This window comes from Rhodococcus sp. no. 34, from assembly GCF_054589475.1.
Window position 1 is genome coordinate 1 of record NZ_BAAILK010000049.1, and the last position, 22783, is coordinate 22783.

The window sequence follows — 22783 nt, forward strand, 5'->3', positions numbered from 1 at the left end:
AGGATCAAACTCTCCGTTGAAGACTCTAGATATCACCAACCCGAAGGCCGGCTAATCAGTCATAGACAAAAAGAGTCAAATCACTAGCAAAAAACTCAACTAGCAAAAAATGTGTCGGCAACCATTCAGACGGAAGAATGAACAATCACCGACGAAAAATACTCACACCCCGAACATCAGAACCGAAACCCGAAGGCCCGGAACATCATCCGACATGTGAAGTACCAAAAATATTTGGCACTGACATTCATCGACACACTGTTGAGTTCTCAAAGAACACGCACACACCATCACCACGACCTTATGGCCGCCGCTCCGGGGCAACTTTTCCAGCCTATCCCAACCTGGCCACCGGCGCAAACCGGAACCCCGTGAAGAAAAACTGGATTGTGTTCGCCAGGCACTTCGTACAACCTCGTGTCACTCACCCTCGCAGGTGGGAGTCGGTGTCCGTGTCGCTCTGACCTGGACAAAGTTACGCGAAGATCAACACAACACCAAATCGCCAGGTCAGAGCACTGGCGCCGGTTAACAGGCGATACTTTTCTCGAATTTTTGCTTCTCGCGATGACTTTCTGCGCCCACTGCGGTCTGTATGAGCAGGAACCAACAGGAACCGAAGCGTTCAGTAATCAGTCAACCGAGTTCAAGGAGCACCCAATGTCTCGTCTTCTCTTCGTCAACATGCCGGTCAAGGACGTCGTCGCTACCCGTGCATTCTTCAGTGGCCTCGGCTTCGAGTTCAACGACATGTTCAGTGACGAGAACACTGTCTCGATGATCGTCAGCGATTCCGCCACCGTCATGTTCCTGAACGAACCGCGTTTCGGGGACTTCATCGCCGACGACATCTGCGACACGTCGAAAGCTCGTGAAGCACTGATGTGTGTGTCGGCCGACAGCAGGGAGGAAGTCGACACCTTCGTCGACGCGGCGATTGCTGCCGGCGGCAGCAAGTGGATGGAGCCCCAGGATCACGGCTTCATGTACGGACGCGCATTCCGCGACCTCGACAATCACGTCTGGGAGGTCATGTGGATGGACCCGGCTGCGACTGTTCCCCAGCAGTAACGCACAGCAACAGCAGTAACGAGCAGTCGCGCGGGTCCCTCCATACTGGGGGGGCTCGCGCAACTCCTTGCCCCTACAACTCGGCAGGGCCCCTACAGCTCGGCAGGCAATCCGAACCGTGCGAACAGACTCAGATCGAAGAAACACGTCACGTGCGAGATCCCGGACTCGGTGACATCGAGAACGTGCAACTGGAAAGCGCGGTGAACACCATCGGGCTCGCGCATGTAGAGGCCGAACGCCGGCTGTCCGTTCGCAGCGGTCGGAAGTAGGCGCATCGCTCCTGGTCCGTCGGCCGGGCATTTGGTTCCGATGAGTTGCCCGATTGCCTCGGGGCCCTGGTACCAACCCTCGAACGGAGGCATCTCCCAGATGGCTTCGCGCGTGAACAGTTCGACGATGGCCTCGACGTCGTAGCTCTCGAAGCTGTGCACGTAGTCGCGAAGCAACTTCCGGGCAGCCTCGGTAGTCGGTTCCACGAGATCGTCCTCGGTGGGTCCGATGTGATTGATCTGCGCGCGAGCCCGCTGCAGCAGGCTGTTTACCGCAGTGGTTGTGGTGTCCAGCGCCTCCGCAACTTCCGACGCCTTCCACTGGAGAACGTCACGTAGAACCAGAACCGCACGTTGGCGCGCGGACAAGTGCTGCAAAGCGGCAACAAGCGCGAGCCTGACCGAATCGCGATTGACGACCATGACGGCCGGATCATTGACGTCGCCCAACGCAGAATCGGCGATCGGTTCCAACCAGGCAATCTCGTTGCGCTCGATCAAATCGTCGGCCGGGTCCGAACTAGGTGCGCCGAGGCCGGTCGGGAGGGGACGCCTCGATCTCCCCTCCAGCGCGGTCAGGCAGGTATTCGTCGCGATGCGGTAGAGCCAGGTCCTGAGAGATGACTGGCCCTTGTAACCGTCGAACCCGCGCCAAGCCCGGATGAACGTCTCCTGGACCTGGTCTTCGGCGTCGTGAATCGACCCCATCATGCGATAGCAGTGCGCCAGCAACTCGCGGCGGTACGGATCGGCAAGAGTGAGGAAATCACTGTCCAACGCCTGATCGACTGTCATTTGTTCAGACTAGTGGCCGAGCGCCCGAAACACAGGCGTCGGCGAGAATTCGATCAGGCAGGCGCCTGCACCGCAGTCAACCTGGATCTCTTCCGGAGAACGAACCCCAGCGATTCGTAGAGTCTGATCGCATTCGTATTCGATTGCACTGCATGGAGAAATGGCAGCTCGCCGCGCTCGCGAATCCCGGCAGCGACGGCACGGATCAGCGTCGTACCCAGGCCTCGACCCCGAAAGTCGCTGTCAGTGCACACCGCACTGATTTCCGTCCATCCCGGAGGGTGCAACCGCTCCCCCGCCATGGCAACAAGTCTTCCGTCGACGCGAATGCCGTAGTAACTGCCCATCTCGACGGTACGAGGAAGAAACGGTCCTGGCTTGGTGCGCTCGATCAATGCCAGAATTTCGGGAACGTCGCCCGTTCCGAGAAGTTCGACCGACGGATCAACGGAGACTTCGAGTGCGGATCCGTCCATCTGCACCGAGCCGAACTGATCCACAACGCGCCACCCTTCCGGCGGGCGGTGATCAAATCCTCGCAAACCTACTGTGCCGCCAGGACCTACGAGTGTGAGTAGGTTCTCCCAGTCCTCGGCGTCCAACTCGGGCGGATGACCGACAAACGGCGCGACCGTCGGGTCGTATCGCGCAACTCTCCCTGCCCAGCGAGCGAATTGCGCATGATGTCCGCGAAGTCCTTGTCGCACAGGATCGTCCAGCGGATGGGTGTCGACATCCGTGTCAACTGTCTCGACAAACGACGCCAGGGTCGCCTCCGTGGTCATCGAACCTCTTCCTGCCCTATTTGCCTGTGATGGAGGCGAACGAACCTCCCCGCCCACCTCTATGACAACGCTAGGAACACTTGCTGTCGTAGTCGCCGGATAGAATCAAGATGATTCTGACCTCGACCTGTATTTCCGGCGTCAATCAGGGCTCGATTGCAGATCTGCACCAGGACATTCGTCGCGACGCCTCACCAACCGGAAGGCTATTTGGCATGAGCAACTCCGACCCGATCAGGTCCGCATTCGACCAGTTGCCCCTGAAGGAGATGGACGCTGCAACGCTGGTCTTCGCCATCGAGAGCGCCGTCGACGAGCTGGCGATCCCGGGTGAAACCCTACGGCTCGCCATGGAGGTCGCTACCCTTGCGCACCTCGATCAGTTCAGAAAGAACGGGATCAAGTCCGACGAGGATCCCTACATCGTTCATCCCCTACGAAATGTATTGCGGCTGCTTCGGTACGGGTGCTCCGATGTCGAGATCCTGAGCGCAACCGCACTTCACGACACGGTCGAGGACCGACCACACGCCGTCATCGCGCTCCTCGGTGGCCAGACTGCAGACGACATGTCCGCATCCGAAGCGCAGGAACGTGCGTCAACACTCATCGCCTCGCGCTTCGGCCACAGAATCTCCGAACTTGTTGAGGCAGTGACCAATCCAATCGACTACCCATGCGACAACACCACCGCCAGATATCAGGATCACGTCATCCGCGCGATAGCGGATCCCGCAGTGTTCCTCGTGAAGTTCAGCGACTTCGTCGACAACGCGGGAAGCGTGAAGTACCTGAGCGAGACCGACAGGCTGAGACTGGTCACGAAATACGAACCACTCGTGGAGCACTTCAAGCGGACTTCACTTGCTCTCGGCAACGGATTGCACCTCCCTCCCTCAGGACTCGACGCGATCGCAAAGCACATCGCAACCATCGAACGCGATTTCTCGAATACGGTCCGACCGGACATAAAAAATACTCGCGAGTAGTACCGATCAGTAATAATCGAGCAACCCAGAGAATTCTCCGAATATGCGATTTTGTTACCAGTGAGTATTCACTTTCTTGCCGATCTCATTACCATCGTGATCCGTGTCACAAGTCCGAATTCCATTGCACCGCAATGATTTAACGCCATATGTGTAACCGTGGTTCACGTTGACTAATATTCTTCAATTCGCCCAGGTGACATGAGCGTCGACATACTGCATTCTTAGATAAACCAGGGATTCCCTGGAAGCAGACACAATATGTTGCTGATTCGTGATTGGAGCGGTTCTGAGTCCACGCCTGCAGGGTGGCACACAAGGCACACAGTGTCTCAGCGCACACAGCGCTTCGGTGCACACAGTGCTTCAGCGCAGGGGACTCGACGAACCGGAAGGGCAATCACTTGCCGACGCGCAACCGGGGGAAACACAGCGCATCGCGGCGTAGTTCACGAACCGGGGAATCCGGGTATGTGGGACACGGTCGGCTCATATCGCAACGTACGTGACGAAGAATCTCATCAAGGACGGTGGCAGTGACAATGTTCAAACGAATCGCAGTGGTCAATCGAGGTGAGGCCGCGGTCCGGCTGATCAGGGCTGTACGCGAACTGAACGCCGAACACGACTACGGCATTCGCGTCATTGCACTGCACACCGAGGCCGAGCGCCGCGCCATGTTCGTCCGCCAGGCCGATGAGGGCGTGACCCTGCGCAGCACCGGCACCGGTAGCCCGTACCTCGACTACGCCGAACTCGAGCGAGCACTGCTCGCAGCCAAGGCCGACGCAGTCTGGGTCGGCTGGGGCTTCGTGGCCGAGGATCCCGCCTTCGCGGAGATCGTCGCGAAACTGGGCATCACGTTCATCGGCCCGAGCGCCGACGCGATGCGCCTGCTCGGCGACAAGGTTGCCGCCAAGATCCTGGCCGAGAAGGTCGGCGTACCGGTCGCCCCGTGGAGCGGCGGACCGGTCGAAACGCGCGCCGACGCTCGTCGTCATGCTCAGTCCATCGGATATCCCCTGATCATCAAGGCCCGAAGCGGCGGCGGCGGACGCGGTATCCGCAAGGTCTGGGCCGAAGACGAACTCGAAGTTGCACTCGAGCGCACGCAGGGCGAAGCAGAGCGGTCCTTCGGCGACCCCGTCGTCTTCCTCGAACGCCTTGTCACCGATGCACGCCACGTCGAGGTACAGGTCATCGCCGACAACCACGGCAATGTCTGGGCTCCGGGCGTTCGCGACTGCTCGATTCAGCGTCGCAACCAGAAGGTCATCGAAGAATCCTCCTCCCCCGTCCTGACCGAAGAACAGTCTGACCACCTCAAGAAGGTGTCCGCCGAACTGGTCAAGGCAGCCGGATACCAGGGCGCAGGCACGGTCGAATACCTCTACCAGCCCGAGAACAAGCTCTTCACGTTCCTCGAGGTCAACACCCGTCTGCAGGTCGAGCACCCGATCACCGAGGTCACCACCGGAATCGACCTCGTCAAACTGCAGATTCTGGTCGCCAGTGGTGACGAATTGGTCGGTGACTGCCCGCCCGCATTCGGCCACGCCGTCGAAGCCCGCCTCAACGCAGAGGACGCGGACAACGATTTCGCGCCGGCACCCGGCACGGTTCAGCTCCTCAAGTTCCCGCTCGGCTCCGGCATCCGGGTCGACACCGGCATCGCTGCCGGGGACGTCATTCCGCCCGACTACGACTCGATGGTCGCGAAGGTCATCGCCTGGGGCCGCAACCGCTCCGAGGCACTTGCGCGCCTGCGTACCGCCCTTCGTGAAACCACAGTCGTACTCGACGGCGGCACCACCACCAAGTCGTTCCTCCTCGATCTACTCGATCGCGACGAGGTCATCTCGGCATCCGCGGATACCGGCTGGCTCGACCGCACGGGCGCCCTCACCGGCACCACTCGTCGCGCGGACGTCGCACTGATCGCCACCGCCATCGATGCTTACGACGCCGAGGAGTCCCTCGAGCGTGCGGCCTTCCTCGCCTCGGCACGTGGCGGCCGTCCCCGCGCCAATCACGCGATCGGCCGTACCGTCGAGCTCAACTACCAAGGTCAGGCATACAAACTGACCGTCGGGCGTATCGGCCCGCACCGCTACCGCGTCGACGGAGACGCCGGCGACATCGAGGTCGACGTCGATCGTCTCGGCGACTTCGAGTCACGGCTGGTGATCGGTGATCGGCGCTTCCACGTCGTTTCCGTCGTGAGCCCGGCTCGCTATCTCGTCGAGGTCGACGGCATCAGCCACCAGATCAGCCAGGACGACGCCGGAGTGGTCCGCGCACCGGCTCCCGCCGTCGTGGTGGCTGTACCGGTCGCGGTCGGCGACGACGTCGAAGCCGGCTCCACCCTGGTCGTACTCGAATCCATGAAGATGGAGACCGCAGTTCGCGCACCGTACGCGGGCAAGGTGCGTGAAGTTCTCGCTACCGTCAACTCTCAGGTCGATGCCGGCGCGCCGCTCCTGCGCGTCGATCAGGTCAGTGAGGAAGCTGTCACGGAGAAGGCTCCGCGAGTCCAATTCGATCTTCCCGCAGCAACTTCCGGATCCGATACCCGCGCAGATGCATTGGCACAGCTGGAAGCACTGACCGCGATGATCAGTGGCTACGACGTCAGCGGCAAGCACGCAAACGCTGTTCTGGCCGAATACGACGCACTTCGCAGCGCACTCGAATCCGAGGACCGCGAACTGGTCCAGGCAGAACTGGCTGTGCTGACCACCTTCGCCGACATCTGCGAACTCTCGCGCAACAAGCCCACCTCGGGCGAGTCCGCGAAGGACGAATCCGTCCACAGCCCCCGCGAGCACTTCCACACCTTCCTGCACTCACTCGACTCCGAGCGCGAAGGTTTGCCGGCGTCGTTCCGCACGAGACTCGAACGGGCACTTCGCCACTACGACGTCACCGATCTGGACGATCGCCAGGCCGTCGAGGAAGCGGTGTACCGACTCTTCCTGGCTCTGCAGCGCATGGAAGCCCAAATCCCGGTCATTGCAGCACTTCTCGAAGGCTGGCTCGTCGGCGACAAGGCACCCGGTTGCTCGGCGCAGGAGCTCAACGAGGTTCTCGATCGACTCATCGTCGCGACGCAGGTCCGCTACCCCGTCATCGGCGACGTCGCCCGCAACCTTCGCTTCCGGTTCTTCGACGAGCCGCGCATCCGCAAGGTTCGCGAAGACGTCTACGACGGAGTACGCGGCAACCTCGCCTACCTCGAAGAGCAGCCGGACGCTGCCGATTTCGACGAGCGAATCGCCAATCTCGTCGCCACTCCCGAACCGCTCCTGGACCTGTTGGGTCGAAAGATCGGCCTCGGCAACCGCGATGGCGGCCCTCTGCTCGAGGTCATCACGCGTCGCTACTACAAGATTCACTCGTTCGAAGACGTCCGCGTTTTCGAGCACGTCGACCGCCGTTTCGTGACCGGTAACTTCGACCTCAAGGGCGACGGGCTGCATCTGGTCTCGACGGTGGCCGAATTCGACGCTCTCGGTACGGCTCTCGACGATGTCGCCACGATCGCGCAGGATGCTCCATCCGGTCGCGGGCTGGTAGTCGACATCTACCTCGACTGGCCGAATCAGCCCGCCGACGGCGACACGCTCGTCGAGACGCTGCGCACCGAACTCTCGCGCAACGAGACGATCACACGGTCTCGCCGCGCGACTGTGATCATCTGCAATCCGAATGGGGAGCCGGTCCGCTGGGTCACCTTCCGCCCGATCGACGGTGAACTGGTCGAGGACAACATCATCCGCGACATGCATCCGCTCACGGGTCAGCGTCTGGACATGTGGCGTCTGAAGAACTTCAACGGCAAGCGTCTGCCGGCTCCGGAGAACACCTACCTGTTCCACCTCTCCGCCAAGGAGAACCCGAAGGACGAGCGCCTGATCGCTCTCGCGGAAATCCGTGACGTGACACCGCAGCTGGACGACGAAGGCCAGATGGTTGCGCTTCCGGCCATCGAGCGCACACTTGCCGCGTGCCTCGACGGCATCCGCCGTGCGCAGTCCCAGCGCGGAGACAAGCGTCGACTGGCAGCCAACCGCGTCGTGCTGTACGTGTGGCCGGTCGCCGACGTTCCCAGCGAACGCTTCTCCGTGATCGCTCAGAACGCAGCCCGACTGACCGTCGGCGCCGGGCTAGAAGAGATCACACTCATCACCCGCCTGAAGGACCGAAAGGGCGGCGCGCCCAAGGAAGTTGCGCTGCGATTCTCCTACCGCGCAGGTGCCGGTGTGGTCATCAACAAGACCACGCCTCCCACTGAACCGCTGCTCCCCCTCGACGCGTACGCCCAGAAGGTCCAGAGTTCGCGGGCACGCGGAACTGTGTACCCGTACGAGCTGATTCCACTCCTGACCGGCACCAAGGGCACCTTCGTCGAGCACGACTTCGACGAAGCGGGCGTCCTGTCACCTGTCGAGCGTCCGTACGGTCTCAACAAGGCCGGCATCGTCGTCGGCCTCGTGAACACGCCGACGCCGCGCTATCCCGAGGGAATGACCCGTGTCGCGCTATTCGGTGACCCCACCAAGGCGCTCGGTACCGTCGCCGAGGCCGAATGCTCACGCGTCGTCGCTGCCATCGACCTGGCCGAGAAGTTGAACGCTCCGGTCGAGTGGTTTGCACTGTCCTCCGGTGCCACCATCTCGATGGAGAGCGGCACCGAGAACATGGACTGGGTCTCCCGCGGCCTGCGCCGAATCATCACCTTCACCCAGAACGGCGGCGAGATCAACATCGTCGTCACGGGCATCAACGTCGGCGCTCAGCCCTACTGGAACGCCGAAGCCACCATGTTGATGCACACCAAGGGCATTCTGGTGATGACCCCGGACAGCGCGATGGTGCTGACCGGCAAGCAGTCTCTCGACTACTCCGGTGGTGTGTCGGCCGAGGACAACTTCGGTATCGGTGGTTACGACCGCGTCATGGGCCCCAACGGCCAGGCGCAGTACTGGGCCCCCGACCTCACTGCGGCGTGCGAGATCCTGTTCCGTCACTACGCACACTCGTACCTCGCTCCCGGCGAACGGTTCCCGCGCCGCGCAGCGACGACGGACCCCGTCGATCGCGACGTGCGTAGCTTCCCGCACACCCACCCGTCGAGCGACTTCGAGACGGTCGGCGACATCTTCTCCTCGGCGAAGAACCCGGATCGCAAGAAGCCCTTCGACATTCGCACCGTGATGCGTTCGGTGGTCGACCAGGACCACTCTGTTCTCGAGCGTTGGGCCGACATGGCCGGCGCCGACACCTCGGTCGTTCTGGACGCGCACCTCGCCGGACATCCGGTCACAGTGGTGGGCATCGAATCCCGCGCGATCCCACGTAAGGGGCACTTCCCCGCCGACGGTCCCGACACCTGGACGTCGGGAACGCTGTTCCCGAACTCGTCGAAGAAGACTGCCCGCGCGATCAATGCTGCGAGCGGCAACCGTCCGATCGTGGTGCTGGCCAACCTGTCCGGCTTCGACGGTTCCCCGGAGTCGCTGCGCAACATCCAGCTCGAGTACGGCGCCGAGATCGGCCGCGCCATCGTCAACTTCGACGGACCGATCGTGTTCTGCGTCGTCTCCCGCTACCACGGCGGCGCGTTCGTCGTGTTCTCCGGTGCGCTCAACGACAACATGGAAGTTCTTGCTGTCGAAGGCTCGTTCGCGTCGGTACTCGGCGGCGCCCCCGCCGCCGCAGTGGTCTTCACCCGTGAGGTGAACACACGCACCAACAACGACCCGAAGGTGCAGCAACTGGAGGCAGACTTGGCAGCAGCCAAGGATGACACGGAGAAAGCACATCTGCGCGTAGAACTGAACGCTCAGCGCATCGCCGTCCGCTCCGACAAGCTCGGCGAAGTGGCATCCGAATTCGAAGCGATCCACAACATCCAGCGGGCCCGAGAGGTCGGCTCGGTGGATGAGATCGTCCCTGCCGCAGAACTGCGTCCGCAGATCATCGCAGCAGTCGAACGCGGCATGAAGCGCGCACTCGCGCAGTAAGTTTCTCCGCACGTCGAGCGGTCCCGCGAAATGCGGGGCCGCTCGATTTGTGTCCAGGCAGCGCCTGCGTCAGACGCCCTCGAGCGCCTCTCCGATCTCTTCGAGGACGTGATTGTGCTGCTCTGTTGCGAGCAGATGCCCCGCTGCAATGGTGACTGCCACGGGCCACTCGATGATCTCGAAGGCGACCATCAGTCCCATCACCGCAAAGTAGGCGATCTGCTCGGGTCTCGGAACAGGGATGGCACCGACGATCGGTAGCTCCAACTCGAAGCTCCGTGCCGAACGGACGGATTCGACTACCGCGCGGTGATCGACGGGGTTCGTGTGGTCGACGGTGTTCTGGGACATGTCACGATTCCTCAGGATTCATCTCGGGTCGCCCGGGAGTTCGGCGACGTGTCACTTCCAGCAGCGACGCTCACAAGCGTGTCCGATTCACCGGTTTCCGCTTCTTTGATTTCCACGTCGCTGATTTCCACGCTGTCGCGGGCGTTGACTCCCCCGGTTCGGGAGGTGTACGCAGTGCTCGTTCGCGTCGGGATCTTGCGAATCGTCGACTGACCGTTCGCGTTCTCCTCAGTTGCGGCAATCCGCTCCAACGCCCGCGGGGCCAGCGCCGCGAGCAGCGTCGCCGCCGACGCGCAGCCCACCGCTTGGCCCCAGGCGATGGGACCGAGCGGCGTGCAACCGAGAAATTGGCTCACCACGGGTGTGCTGACGAGCGTCGCCAGCGCCGCAGCGGATCCGGCAACGGTTGCGACCACCAGCGGACTGCGTGATTCGAGCAGCGTCTGCCCCAGTTGGGTGCCCACCAGGGCAACCAACGCCACCGTCGACGCTCGCCGCCTCCTACCGCTCGCCCGGGCCAGAAGCCACGCTGCCAGCGCACCGATTGCCGTGGCACCGCCGCGGACAGCGATCGTCTGCCACAACGCATGAGCGTCCATCTGTTCGGACTTCTCGGATCCGTTCTCGGACGGGGTGCTCACCGCAAGCGCGGCAGCGGGCAAGGCGTCCGTCATCAGATTGACCAGTAGCAACTGCCTTGCGTTGAGCGGTGATTCGCCGGACAACGCAGAACCGATCAGCGCGAATGCGACTTCACCCGCGTTGCCTCCGAGCAAAACCCCTACCGCTGATCTGACCCGCCGCCACAATTGACTGCCCTCGTCCAATGCGTCGGTCAGTCCGCCGACACGGCCGTCGAGGAGCACGATGTCTGCGGCGCCGCGCGCCGGATCACTGTCGGTCGACGACACCCCGATTCCCACGCTGGAAACTCGGATCGCCGCAGCATCGTTCGCGCCGTCACCGACCATGGCGCACACCCGCCCGTCGGTCTCCAACGCTTGCACGATCTCGACCTTCTGCTCGGGTGTCACGCGCGCAAAGACGCTGCTGCCGCGGACCGCATCCCGTCTTTCGGCCCGAGAGAAGTTCTCCCAGTCAGGACCGGTGACAACATCCTCGCGTGCGACGTCCAACCCCAGTTCGGTGGCGACCGCGGCCGCTGTTGTCGGATGATCCCCGGTCAGCACGCGCACTTGCCGTCCGTCGCCTCGAAGTTCTCGAACAAGTTGCGTTGCTTCGGGTCTGAGCGTGTCCGAGAGTCCGAGAAGGCCGACCGCTTCCAACCCCTCGGAGCAACACTGTTCGAGAAATTGCGAGTCTTCGCCTGCGCGTCGCGCGTCGTGTTCCGACAACTCGCGCTGGGCGACGGCAACCACCCGCAGTCCGCGTCCGGCCATGCTTTGAACGTGCTTCGCCGACACAGCATTCGGATCTCGTCCTGCTTCGGTCACGAATTCCGGCGAACCTTTGAGTGCGATCCGCCTGCCGAGCAAAGCTGCCGAGTACGGCCGCCCCGACCTGAACGGAACGAGGTTGTTCGCCTCGACGTCACCGAAAACCGAAGCATCGTCCAGAGCTTGCTGGGCTGCATCGACGACGGCAGCATCCGTCGAATGAAACACGCGATCGTCGCGACTTCCCAAGGCACTGCGCGCCGCAACTTCCAGAATCTCGCTTTCGTCCCAGCCGTCGACGCGTTCGACCGCGGCCACCCGTAGCTTGTTCTCGCTGAGGGTTCCGGTCTTGTCGAAGCAGACCACGTCGACACGACCGAGCGCTTCTATCGATCGTGGCGCACGAACCAACACTCCTGCTGCAGTGAGCCTTCGCGCTGCGGCCTGCTGAGCCAGAGTGGCAACCAGAGGCAGCCCCTCCGGCACGGCAGCCACAGCCACGGCCACACCTCCGGTGACGGCGCGGCGCAGACCGGTACCACGAAGCAGACCCGCGACTGTCACCAACGCCCCACCGCCGATACTGGCCGGCAGAGTCGCCCTCGTGAGTTCGCGAAGTCTGTTGGTCAGGCCCACAGCAGGTCCGGATCGGGACACACCGACATCGGCACGCCTGGTCACCGTTCGGGCTCCGATGGCCGTGACCACGCCACGACCGGATCCGGCAAGCACTGTTGTCCCTGCGTAGGCCATGCACCGTCGCTCGGCCAGTGGCATCCCAGGGGTCGGGTCGGTCTGCTTGTCGACGGGCAGGGACTCTCCCGTCAACGACGACTCGTCGACTTCCAGCGATTCGACGCTCAACAGGCGACAATCTGCGGGCACGATGTCCCCGGACTCGATTGCCACGACGTCACCGAGTTCGAGCGCGTCGGCCGCTGTCTCGACCGTGCCGTCGTTGGTTACTCGCCGAGCTACCGGTTCCTGAGTCCGCAAGAGCCGCTGCACCGCCCGCTCCGAATGAAGCCGTTGAACAGCGGACATCGCGGCATTGCCGACCAAGACCGAGCCGACCAGGACGGCGTCTACCGGTGAACCGAGGACTGCACTGGCAGCGGAGCCGGTCGCCAACACAGGCGTCAGTGGATCCGCCAATTCTCTTCGCAACGCCGACAATCCGTCACGGATCAACCTGAACCGTGCGGGCGCTCGCACACGAGCTTCCGCACGGTGCGGTGTATGTCGGATGGATTCGGATAGTTCGCGAACGACAACATCACCGTCCATCTCATGCCAGGTATCGCTCGGAGTACCGACAGGGACGGGCGCTTCAATCACAGATCGGGACAGGGTGTATCCGGTCCACAGTCCCGCGGCCGAACCAGCCGTGACCGGCCCCGGCCCTGCCCCTCGAACTCCCGGAAGCATGATCAAGGCACCCAATGCCGAAGAACCTGAGGAGAGTTCGACACCGCGCCTCGTCGCTGTTCGAGCAGCCGGGAGCGCATGGACAACCCGCCACGCCCCGGCCAAGTCGGTGTGGATGTCGGCACTCACGTGCTCGCCACTCGGTGGTGAAATCCCGATGCGTAGCACTGCCTGCCCCGCTATCGCCCTACTCGACACGATCGCAACTGTCCGACCCTCGGCCACCAACGCCGAGAGAGCCTCGCGCAGGCCGGCTTCGGCAGTCGATTGCGCCGGATAGAGCTCGTCGAATCCACTTCGCAGTGATCCGAGCCCGTCGTCGTCGATCGTGACGGCTGCGACCCCGGCCGCACGTATTTCGCCTATCAGTGTTTCCGCCAGACCTTTTCGCACGGGTCGCACGACCACTTCGGCGCCGCCGATGCGGTGCCTTCCCACTCCGACAGTTCCGTCGTTCAGAGCTTTCCTGGCTTGTTCCCACACTGCGACGCGATCCGACTCGGCCACCTCTCGTATGTCGGAAACCCGGAGCGAGTCGTCGAAGAGGACGCTCGGATCGACGAGGACGGTGTCAATACGATCGAGCATGCGTAGAGCCGCAGAGTCCGAAACGGCGGTGTGGTGCGTCCGACACAGACCGTATGACACACCAGCAGCGAATGATTCGCGCGACATCCGAAGCGGCCGCGGCGCCGAAACCTTGATACTCGTCGCGACGGTGTCACCGCCGGCGGACACGGTAGCCAGTGCAGCCCCGGCCGCCAGCTGAACCCCAGCGATCCTGTCGGCATAACGCTCCCCCGGACCACTCGGGTCAGGCCTCGTGGAAGCACCGCGACCGCCAGGTTCGAATGACCACACCCGCCGAGAGTTTCGCGCCGCCAGAGTTTCGCGCAGCAGCATCGTCCGCAGCCCGAAATCCACGCCCAATGACGCAGGCGCATAGGTCAGAACATCCGCGAACGACGTCGCCGACTCCAATGCGAAGTCGGTGAGCGAACGGCCAAGGCGCTGTTCGATTCGCCGACGCACCCGGGGTTGATAATTGATCGCCGACACCGCCGCCGAGACATAGGCGGAACCTGGGATTCGCGGGGCACCGAATATCGATCCCGCTGCTGCAGGAATCATCCCCACACCCGCCAACGCGAGGGTGCCGGTCCGCAACGCCACGTCACTGACAGCGGTTCGCGGAATCGTCGAACCAGCCACCAACGCGAGTCCCGACAACGCCAGACGCGGAGGCAAAGTTGCCACCGACACCGCACGCCGGGCCATCGCTGAGAACATCAGTGAGTGGATCGAGTGTGCGAAGAACTGTGAGTTCGATCCTGTGACCGGCCGGCCGCCTTGTGGGAGTTTCCGCTCGATTCCTTCTTTACCTGTTCCGGCTTGCTCGTGCGGCCAACCGCCTTGACCTCGCGATCCGGCCGACCGCTCTTGCGATCCCATTCGTGGAGTACCAGGGCCGTGCCGCCGACTGCCAAGAGCACCGGCCATTCCACCAATCCCGCCGCACCCACGGCCGCCATCGTGAGAACCGCCGTCGGCGTCGAGGAACTACCCGCACGAATTCCGTCTCGGACGCCCTCCGCCGTTCCGCGTATCCCGCCCGTCACGCCACCGATCACTCCACCACCGACGGCTCCAGCCACCGTCGTCGTTGCGTCTGCCACACCACGAACGACGCGGGTGGCTTCGTCCACAATCATCATCGGACGCTCCTATCAGCAGTCCATCGAAGAATTCAGTATTTGAGGCCATACCCAACGCTGACGGCGGCAATCACGATCCGATACATTTTTCGGCGAACCTGGCGAGGGCGCGCCATCGCCAGCGCCGTGAGAGGGTACGGTGCGGGATGCAGCGACCACCTTCATCGACGGGAGTTCCACACAGTGGCGATCATCGGAAATTCGGACCTCGACATCTTCCGACTCAGCTTGGGCGGCAACCCTTTCGGATGGACCGCGGACGAGAAGACGTCCTTCGAGATCCTCGACTCGTTCGCCGAAGCCGGTGCAAATTTCATCGACACCTCCGACTCGTACACGGCGTCGGCTCCCGGCAATTCCGGTGGGGAATCCGAAACGATCATCGGGAAATGGATCACCGATCGGGGACTGCAGAACGACATCGTCGTCGCCACCAAGGTCGGTAGCCATCCCGATTTCAAGGGCCTGAAGGCCGACAACATCGCGGCCGCAGCTGAGGCGTCGCTGCAGCGCCTGCAGACGGACTGCATCGATCTGTACTACGCACATTTCGACGACCCGCAGACTCCGCTCGAAGAAACGCTCGAAGCCTTCAATGCGTTGGTCGTCGCGGGCAAGGTTCGCTATCTCGGAATCTCCAACTACAGCCCCGACCGCGTCCGGGAGTGGCTGCGGATCACCGAGGAGAACGGTTACGCCGCGCCCATCGCGCTGCAACCGCACTACAACCTGGTTCACCGCAAGTCGTACGAACCCGAACTTGCCCAGATCGCCACCGACAACAACATCAGCGTCTTCCCGTACTTCGCTCTCGCTTCCGGCTTCCTGACCGGAAAATACAAGACCCGCGCGGACATCGAAGGCAGCTCCCGCGAACGGCTGACCGCCGGATACTTCAGCGACGCCGGACTCGACGTCGTCGCGGAACTGGCAACAATCGCGCAGGCACACGACAGCGAGATCTCGACCGTCGCGCTGGCCTGGCTGCTGACTCGACCTGGCATCACCGCACCGATCGCGAGCGTCAGCCGGCCGGAGCAGCTCCCGGCGCTACTGGACGCCCCGAATCTGGTGCTGTCGTCGAATGAACTGGACACTCTCGAACGGGTGTCGGCGGCAGTCGGCGCCTGAAATCAGGCAGTTTTGAGATGAGCGCCGAGGGCCGTGTTGTTGATCGTCCAAAACGACCAGCCGTCATGGCTCTCGGTGTCGCCTGAAATGTGACCGGTCACGGCATTGGCGGCCGCGGTCGGATCAGGGAATCGGCGGCCTTCCATCGGTCCGCGCATGATCTCGACGACCTCGGTGCTTTCGTCGAAGCGTCCGACCCAGCGGTATCCATGGCAATCAGCCGTCATCTCGAGGCGATTGTCGACGACTTCGATCTCCTCGACACCGCTGGCGCGACGCTTCTTCGCGGCGACTGGCGACGTCTTACGCTTGGTCGCAACCGGGGTCTCGACGTAAATGCTCGGATCCTTGACCGCGGCCAAGCCCAGCGCATCCCAACGATCGTGACCGTGCACGACGCGCCCACGCGGAATCGCGTGATGGCCGGTGCGATTACGTCCGGGGCTGTCCATGATCCACAGGTCGACCTCGGCACGGATGTCGTCGGCGACCTCGTTGGAGGGCAACATGTAGAACTCGTGCGGATCTGCTGCCAGATCGACGAACACCCAGAACTCGGAGCGGGTGTCGTCACTCTCGAGCGACTCGTCCTGACGCCTGGCCTGCCAGTCACCGTCGAGCTTGGACCGCACGCGGACGATTCGGCTGACACCGTCAGCGCCCGTCACCTCGACGGGATTACGACGTGAGTGCGTGAGACGGACAGCCTTGCCCCCACGCTGCGTAGCTTCGGAAATGAACGCATTGATGCCGCGGCTTGCGGTGTCTTCCATGATCGACCTGTCTCGAGCGGGTACGCCCGCATCACCGGATCGGCATCGGGGTCGAGCATTGAGCGAAATCCCGGCCTTTACTTCGATCGTGTGGCCGGTCAGTACCCCCGACCTTACAGCTCCGGCGACGGCCTGACTACGGCGCCCGACGCTCGTTCCCAGAGGTCAGCAGTGCAAAGTCCCCGTAAAGCGCCGCCCGGTGAGCGAACATCAGCTCTTCCACACCGTCGAATTGATCCCCGACGTAGTGCGTGTTTGCAGCCGAAAGTTCACGTGAGCCCGAGCGCGCAAGTAGGTCGTCGATCCGGCTGTCGAGGCTCGCTGCATGCGCAACCGCGCGCTGCGAACTCAACTGATCCTCGGCCCGTGCGACCAGGTCACCGATCCGCGCGAGGGCAGCCACGCGCTCGACCAGCTGGTCCCAGACCGCGCCGAGCGCTTCCCTGCGCGAAGCGATTCCGGCTCGGGTTCCCTCGTCGCGTGCCAGTGCAGCCGCGTCGTCCAACTCCGCAAGAATCGAACGCAGCGCGACGGTGTCGACCGCGATCTGGGTGATCTCGTCGGCCAGGTCGAGTTGGTTGCGTTGAATGACGAAGTGGTCGGAATGCCACGCGCTGGAGCTTTCGATCCGGTCGAACAGATTCCCGGCGAGGTAAAGCAAGGCGTCGTACTCACCGGCGCGTCCCTCGGGTTCTGAATCGACCAGTCCGTCGAGGACTTCCGCGATGCGCCTTCCTGCATCGGCGATGACACCGGTTCCCTGGACCTTCCCGAACTGGGCGGCGAGTTTGTCGAGTGCTGCGTTTCCACTGCTGGCCACGACACCGAGCCCCACCGGCAGCTTGGCAGGAACCGGTGTACGGGTGAGCCCGGCAAAGAGAGCCTCGCGTTGCTCGACGTCGAGATGCAGGCCGTCGCGCCGGTCCTTGCGGATGGCACGGACACTGCTCGCGAAGTGACGATTGGAATGCACGATCGCCGATCGCATCGACTGAACGCGCTTCTCGAGCGCCTGCACCCGTCGTTCGAGGACAACCTGAACAGGGCCGATGCGAGTCGCGAGCAGTCGACGCCTGGTGCGGGCCAGCTCGTCGGTGAGATACCGCAACTCCGAGAAGCCGCCGATCTCCGGGAACGAACGTCCGACACTGCGCCGGTTCGCCAGGATCGATCGCGTCGACTCGTCCCCATACCCCCCGGCAATCAGCAGCGCGACATCATCGGACAACTCCGGCCGGTTCGACTCGACGGTTCCCGCCGCACACCACTCCCTCACTCGGGTGGAGATGAGCGTTCGCCGTTCGGTCACCGACGCCACGACAAAGACGTCGTCAGTTCCGTCTCTCATCTCACGGCCATCCGTCATCTCACGCCTCCTGCTGGGTGCCGGTTACCACTGTTCCAGAATCTGCCGACACGCGCCCGACCCCTGCGACCCAGCTCGACGCACCCCTGCCATACCGTAGGCGGGTGACCTCCCTGCGATCAGACGCGCACGCAGGTCACTCGCGCGCATCGAAGACTGATCCAGCAGTTCAACCGCTGCTTCCCGACCTCGCGATCGAACAACTTCAGTCCTTGTTGCAAGTACGTTCCTGGACTCTCGCGGAATGGTTCGCGATGGCCGACCAACGCGGATTCCTCGCGCCCGCGGCCAGTGTCCCGCTCTTCATGGAAGCCGCGCTGAAGTATCCCGAGCACCGCGAGGCGCTACTTCGCCTCGCCGGTCGACGCGGGCAGTACCTGGCGGAGCAGAACCCGGATTGGGCCCAGCTACGACGAATCGGATCACGCCGGGACGAGCTGTGGCTTTCGCCCGATCGGGACGACCGTACGGCCTGGTTCGATTACATACGTACGGTCGACCCGGAACTGGCGAGCGAAGAGCTCGAGATCGCTTGGGACGACGAGGCCACGGCAAGCCGGCTGCACTTCCTCGACCATCTCGACGTCGGGCTGGGTGAACACGACTACGCGCTCCTCGAGCGTGCACTCGACGATCCAGCCGTGCGGGTCCGTGAGCGTGCAATTCAACTACTACGGCAACTCCCCCGATCTCCGTTTGCCTCTCGAATGGTCACTCGGGCTCGGTCCTGGGTGCGGCTCGAGACGAAGCCCTTGCGGCCGCGCCTTGCCGTCCGATTGCCCGGCTCGCTCGACGACCTCGCATTTCGTGACGGCATCGAAGACGTCCACTACAAGAACAAGGGCATCCGGCGCTGGTGGTTACGGCAAGTCGTGACCGCCACTCCGCTGACGCTGTGGGAATCTATGGCCGGTTCGCCACGCGAGGCCCTCACCATCCCCATCGAGAAGCAATGGCGCGCAGTGATGATCGAATCATGGACTGCTGCAACCGTTCTCCAGAAGAACACCGCGTGGGCGTCGGCATTTCTGGAGCGGGACGGGCGCACGACCGACCGGAGAATCGTCGCCATCGCGGACCCACGCGAGCGCGTCGAGTACATCGTTGCCGGCCACGCGGACGAGTACCTTCTGGGCGTCGACGGCAGCGCACTACTCGACGGCATCGACCGCCCATGGCCCCTGGCCGTCGCCGAAAAGTTGTTGAATGCCTTGGAGAACGAAGCGATGGAGCATGCTGCGACGGGTGAGGACTTGGGCATCCACTCGCGTCACAGTCACTTTTCCACCCTGCGAAGCGTGCAGGCGCGCTTCCCTTTCGACGCCGTACCGCTTCTGCAGGACGCGGCGGCCCGAACGAGTGACCCCGGGTGGCAACACGCATTCACCGACAGCGCCGTCAACATCGAGCAGCGCCGACTCCGCTTGGACGTCCTGCGCAATCACCGCTGAACGACGAAGGGGCCGCATCCTTGGAACGGAATGCGACCCCTTCGTCGTTCGTGAAAGATCAGACCACGCTGACCATCTCGTGATCAGCCACACCGGCGGCCAACACCCGAAGGTGATCTTCGGTGCTGCCGAGGGTGTGCTCGATGGCGACGAGTCGGCTCACGTAGTGCCCCACCGGGTACTCTGCGGTCATACCGATACCACCATGCATCTGGATCGCCTCCTGGCCGATGAGCCGAGCCGAACGCCCGATCTGCAACTTCACCCGCGAAGCGATCACTGGATCGACGACGCCGTCGGCAAGGGACATCGTTGCGTACAGACTCATGCTGCGTGCCAACTCGAGCGAGACGTACAGGTCGGCGGCGCGGTGTGTCAGTGTCTGGAACTTTGCGAGGGGAACCCCGAATTGCTTACGCGTCTTGAGGTATTCGGTGGTCAGGCGTAGCGCCTCTTCCATCGCTCCGACAGCCTCGGCGCACAGCGCGGCCTGCTCACGGATCTGCGCGGCCTGGATCAGAGCAGTAGCGTCACCGCCCTCACCGAGTGCTTCGGCCGGCGTATCGGTGAACTCGATCTGCGCCCCGCGCAACCCGTCGTGAGTGGCGTAGGACTTGCGTACCAAACCGGAGGCATCGCTCTTGACGAGGAACAGTCCGACGCCACCGCCGGGGAGCGCAGCGCTCACGACCAAGATGTCCGCCGTCGCGCCGTGGCCGACGGGATTCTTGATACCGGTGATGGTCCAGCCGCCGTCGACCTGGGCCGCCGCGGTGGCCCGTTCGGTTGCCGGCCAACGGATTCCGGGTTCCTGGTCGGCGAACGCGAGGAACGTGGTGCCCTCGGCCACTCCGGGAAGAATCGACGAGCGCTGCTCTGCACTGCCACCTTCGGAGATGAGGCCGCCCGGCGTCACGACCGCGTCGAGTAGCGGCTCGGGTGCCAAGCGTCGACCGATCTCGGTCATGACCGCGCCGATTTCCACTGGGCCGGCGTCCATGCCGCCGTCGTCCTCGGAGAATGTCAGGCCGAGCAAGCCGACCTCGGCCAACTGCTTCCAGACCTGCGGGCTCCACCCGGGATCGGAGTCGATGATCGTGTTGCGCTTCTCGGCGTCGTAGCTACGCGCGAGGAGATCCTTGGTGGTGTCGCGGAGAAGTTTTTGTTCGTCGTTGAGTTCGAAGTCCATGCCACGCCTCACAATCCGAGGATCGAGGAGGCGATGATGCTGCGCTGCACTTCGCTCGATCCGCTGTAGATGGATACCTTGCGGTAGTTCAGGTACGTCGGGGCAGTGTGCTGTGCCCAGCTCGCGGAGGCGATGTCGCTGCCCGCGTCGTACGGCAGTGAATCAGGGCCGGCCACGTCCATCAGCAGTTCGACGCTCGCCTGCTGCAATTCGGAGCCACGAAGCTTGAGCAGCGACGACGCCGGGTTCGGCTGGCCGTCAGCGGAACTGGCGACCACCCGGAGCTGAGTGAGCTCGAGGGCAAGCAATTCGTTTTCGAGTTCGGCGAGACGGGCGGCGAAGAGCGGATCTTCGAGCAGTGTTCCGTTACCGACCTTGACCTCGGCAGCGCGGGCCTTGGCCTGGGCCAGACGAACCTTCGAGAAACCGACGCGGGTGACACCGGTTCGCTCGTTGCCGAGCAGGAACTTGGCGTAGCCCCAGCCCTGGTTCTCTTCACCGACCAGGTTCTCTCCCGGAACGCGGACGTCCTCGAAGAACACTTCGTTGACCTCGTAGCCGCCGTCGATCAGCTTGATCGGGCGGACCGTGACGCCAGGCGTCTTCAGATCGACAAGGATGAACGAGATGCCGGCCTGACGCTTGGGCGCATCGGGATTGGTGCGCACGAGGCAGAAGATCCAGTCGGCGTACTGTCCCAGCGTCGTCCAGGTCTTCTGACCATTGATGACCCAGTCGTCGCCGTCGCGGACCGCACGGGTCTTGAGCGAAGCGAGATCGGAACCGGCTTCGGGTTCGGAGAATCCCTGGCACCACCAGATGTCGAGGTTGGCAGTCGCCGGAAGGAACTTCTCCTTCTGCTCCTGCGAGCCGAAGGCCGCGATGACCGGACCGACCATGTTGGCGTTGAACGCCAAAGGTTCGGGAACCGACGCAAGCTGCAGTTCGTCGAGCCAGATGTTGTGCTGGACCGGGGTCCAGTCCTTGCCGCCCCACTCGACCGGCCAGTGCGGTACCGCCAGACCGTGAGCGTTGAGGATCTGCTGCGCCTCGACCATACGGTCGCGCCCCAACTCCTCGCCGTGGGCGTACGCCTCCCTGATGTCCGCGGGGATTTGCGTACGGAAGAACGTCCGCATCTCGTCGCGGAACGCTAGTTCCTCGTCGGTCAATGCCAGGTTCATCGGGATTCCTTCGCACTCGAAACCGGATTCATGTTCGGTTCGACCGTACCCCGACAGCTATGGAGGCGGAACAGGTACCGCAAAAGACGGCACTCAGGGCCGACCCCCTACACGGTTTTCAGGACCAACAGGTAACCCCCGCCCGCGGCGTCGATACTTGTTTCGACATTCAACGCGGGAGCCAGACGCGACAACCGATCGATCAACCAATCCGACGCTTCCTGGGCGTCGTCCTTGCCGGGGCAGCGAGCGACGGCGACGCGGCCACCCTTTCGCTCGAGCTGCTCCACGACCCCGATGATCGGGGCGGGATCCACGACGAACAGCCGATCCGGCCATTCCACAACAGGTTTGACCGCACCCTTCTTGGTGTTGCATGCGCGGTGCGCCAAGCGTTCGACGCCACCTTTGGTCTTGCCACCCTTTTTTGCGGTGTTGATGCTGTCGATACTCGGGCCGCGCGGATCATTGACGGACATATCGGGATCGACCGGTTCGTCACACAGCCAGCAGCGCCAGGATTCACGTTCGCCGACTTCTTGAAGGGTGCTCATGTGGCAACGGTACCGTGCGCACTTTCGGCTGTTACCGCTACCAAAAGTGCGCACGGGGCCGAAGGCCCTACATGTCTGCAATCGCCTCGAGCGGCTTCGTCTTGGCCGCTCGGTTGGCCGGCCACAGCGCCGCCAAGACACCCACCACACCCGAGCCGATCAGCATTCCGACCACCTGACCCCACGGGATCGTGATCTTGTCGAGGCCCTGATCCGCGAGAGTGCTCACGAAGGCCCAACCGAACGCGATGCCGAGAACAACTCCGACCGCCGCGCCGTACACCGCGATGAGCACCGACTCGAGGT

16 protein-coding genes are annotated in these 22783 nt (G+C 63.0%); 5 read left to right on the forward strand and 11 right to left on the reverse strand.

Annotated features, from left to right (window positions below; translation table 11 throughout):
* The first annotated feature begins 660 nt into the window (after positions 1-660).
* Entirely contained in the window at positions 661-1071 is a 411-nt protein-coding gene (locus tag ACYP01_RS28785) for a VOC family protein (RefSeq protein ID WP_042923411.1), read from the forward strand.
* A gap of 92 nt (positions 1072-1163) precedes the next feature.
* On the opposite strand, the gene ACYP01_RS28790 is transcribed toward ACYP01_RS28785, so the two are convergent.
* Together ACYP01_RS28790 and ACYP01_RS28795 are read right to left on the reverse strand one after the other, a co-directional pair.
* Positions 1164-2138: a sigma-70 family RNA polymerase sigma factor gene (locus ACYP01_RS28790; protein ID WP_003945115.1), complete on the reverse strand. Its 975-nt coding sequence runs from the start codon at positions 2136-2138 to the stop codon at positions 1164-1166.
* Between the two features lie 53 nt (positions 2139-2191).
* Entirely contained in the window at positions 2192-2923 is a 732-nt protein-coding gene (locus ACYP01_RS28795; protein WP_003945124.1) for a GNAT family N-acetyltransferase, read from the reverse strand.
* A 215-nt stretch (positions 2924-3138) separates the two neighbouring features.
* Between ACYP01_RS28795 and ACYP01_RS28800 the strand changes: the two genes are divergently transcribed.
* Positions 3139-3912 (forward strand): hypothetical protein, encoded by a 774-nt coding sequence (locus ACYP01_RS28800; protein ID WP_459683475.1) that lies wholly within the window; start codon positions 3139-3141, stop codon positions 3910-3912.
* Between the two features lie 542 nt (positions 3913-4454).
* Positions 4455-9938 carry an ATP-binding protein gene (locus ACYP01_RS28805; protein ID WP_459683759.1) on the forward strand — a complete coding sequence of 1828 codons (5484 nt, stop codon included), beginning with the start codon at positions 4455-4457 and terminating at the stop codon, positions 9936-9938.
* Between the two features lie 69 nt (positions 9939-10007).
* Here ACYP01_RS28805 and ACYP01_RS28810 read toward each other — a convergent pair whose 3' ends face one another.
* Genes ACYP01_RS28810 through ACYP01_RS28820 form a run of 3 tightly spaced genes read right to left on the reverse strand, consistent with a single transcriptional unit; the run spans position 10008 to position 14829 of the window.
* Entirely contained in the window at positions 10008-10289 is a 282-nt protein-coding gene (locus tag ACYP01_RS28810; protein ID WP_030536904.1) for a hypothetical protein, read from the reverse strand.
* 11 nt (positions 10290-10300) lie between these two features.
* Positions 10301-14404: a cation-translocating P-type ATPase gene (locus ACYP01_RS28815; RefSeq protein WP_459683477.1), complete on the reverse strand. Its 4104-nt coding sequence runs from the start codon at positions 14402-14404 to the stop codon at positions 10301-10303.
* A complete protein-coding gene (locus tag ACYP01_RS28820; RefSeq protein ID WP_007732212.1) occupies positions 14404-14829 on the reverse strand; it encodes a hypothetical protein in 426 nt (141 codons plus the stop codon). Before ACYP01_RS28820 ends, ACYP01_RS28815 begins: the two co-directional genes overlap by 1 nt.
* Positions 14830-15012: 183 nt before the next feature.
* Between ACYP01_RS28820 and ACYP01_RS28825 the strand changes: the two genes are divergently transcribed.
* Positions 15013-15960: an aldo/keto reductase gene (locus ACYP01_RS28825; protein WP_007732210.1), complete on the forward strand. Its 948-nt coding sequence runs from the start codon at positions 15013-15015 to the stop codon at positions 15958-15960.
* 2 nt (positions 15961-15962) lie between these two features.
* Here the strand turns inward: ACYP01_RS28825 and ACYP01_RS28830 are convergent, their stop codons facing one another.
* Positions 15963-16733: a hypothetical protein gene (locus ACYP01_RS28830; protein WP_459683480.1), complete on the reverse strand. Its 771-nt coding sequence runs from the start codon at positions 16731-16733 to the stop codon at positions 15963-15965.
* Positions 16734-16869: 136 nt separating this feature from the next.
* Positions 16870-18099, reverse strand: a complete 1230-nt coding sequence (locus ACYP01_RS28835) for a hypothetical protein (protein WP_459683482.1) — start codon at positions 18097-18099, stop codon at positions 16870-16872.
* Between the two features lie 104 nt (positions 18100-18203).
* On the opposite strand from ACYP01_RS28835, the gene ACYP01_RS28840 reads away from it, so the two are divergent.
* Positions 18204-19550, forward strand: coding sequence for a DUF5691 domain-containing protein (locus tag ACYP01_RS28840; protein WP_158171017.1), 1347 nt, complete (start codon positions 18204-18206; stop codon positions 19548-19550).
* Positions 19551-19608: 58 nt separating this feature from the next.
* Here the strand turns inward: ACYP01_RS28840 and ACYP01_RS28845 are convergent, their stop codons facing one another.
* The 4 genes from ACYP01_RS28845 to ACYP01_RS28860 all read right to left on the reverse strand — a co-directional run.
* Positions 19609-20739, reverse strand: coding sequence for an acyl-CoA dehydrogenase family protein (locus ACYP01_RS28845; protein WP_099697869.1), 1131 nt, complete (start codon positions 20737-20739; stop codon positions 19609-19611).
* 8 nt (positions 20740-20747) lie between these two features.
* Entirely contained in the window at positions 20748-21923 is a 1176-nt protein-coding gene (locus tag ACYP01_RS28850; RefSeq protein WP_007736177.1) for an acyl-CoA dehydrogenase family protein, read from the reverse strand.
* Between the two features lie 107 nt (positions 21924-22030).
* A complete protein-coding gene (locus ACYP01_RS28855) occupies positions 22031-22477 on the reverse strand; it encodes a hypothetical protein (RefSeq protein WP_007736175.1) in 447 nt (148 codons plus the stop codon).
* Between the two features lie 67 nt (positions 22478-22544).
* On the reverse strand, positions 22545-22783 hold a 239-nt coding region (locus tag ACYP01_RS28860; RefSeq protein WP_459683486.1), incomplete at its 5' end, for an FtsX-like permease family protein.

What these genes read in the sequence shown, in the direction of transcription:
- ACYP01_RS28785 (WP_042923411.1), top strand. Translation starts at nt 661, where the DNA reads ATGTCTCGTCTTCTCTTCGTCAACATGCCGGTCAAGGACGTCGTCGCT.
- ACYP01_RS28790 (WP_003945115.1), bottom strand. Translation starts at nt 2,138, where the DNA reads ATGACAGTCGATCAGGCGTTGGACAGTGATTTCCTCACTCTTGCCGAT.
- ACYP01_RS28795 (WP_003945124.1), bottom strand. Translation starts at nt 2,923, where the DNA reads ATGACCACGGAGGCGACCCTGGCGTCGTTTGTCGAGACAGTTGACACG.
- ACYP01_RS28800 (WP_459683475.1), top strand. Translation starts at nt 3,139, where the DNA reads ATGAGCAACTCCGACCCGATCAGGTCCGCATTCGACCAGTTGCCCCTG.
- ACYP01_RS28805 (WP_459683759.1), top strand. Translation starts at nt 4,455, where the DNA reads ATGTTCAAACGAATCGCAGTGGTCAATCGAGGTGAGGCCGCGGTCCGG.
- ACYP01_RS28810 (WP_030536904.1), bottom strand. Translation starts at nt 10,289, where the DNA reads ATGTCCCAGAACACCGTCGACCACACGAACCCCGTCGATCACCGCGCG.
- ACYP01_RS28815 (WP_459683477.1), bottom strand. Translation starts at nt 14,404, where the DNA reads ATGTTCTCAGCGATGGCCCGGCGTGCGGTGTCGGTGGCAACTTTGCCT.
- ACYP01_RS28820 (WP_007732212.1), bottom strand. Translation starts at nt 14,829, where the DNA reads ATGATGATTGTGGACGAAGCCACCCGCGTCGTTCGTGGTGTGGCAGAC.
- ACYP01_RS28830 (WP_459683480.1), bottom strand. Translation starts at nt 16,733, where the DNA reads ATGGAAGACACCGCAAGCCGCGGCATCAATGCGTTCATTTCCGAAGCT.
- ACYP01_RS28835 (WP_459683482.1), bottom strand. Translation starts at nt 18,099, where the DNA reads ATGACGGATGGCCGTGAGATGAGAGACGGAACTGACGACGTCTTTGTC.
- ACYP01_RS28845 (WP_099697869.1), bottom strand. Translation starts at nt 20,739, where the DNA reads ATGGACTTCGAACTCAACGACGAACAAAAACTTCTCCGCGACACCACC.
- ACYP01_RS28850 (WP_007736177.1), bottom strand. Translation starts at nt 21,923, where the DNA reads ATGAACCTGGCATTGACCGACGAGGAACTAGCGTTCCGCGACGAGATG.
- ACYP01_RS28855 (WP_007736175.1), bottom strand. Translation starts at nt 22,477, where the DNA reads ATGAGCACCCTTCAAGAAGTCGGCGAACGTGAATCCTGGCGCTGCTGG.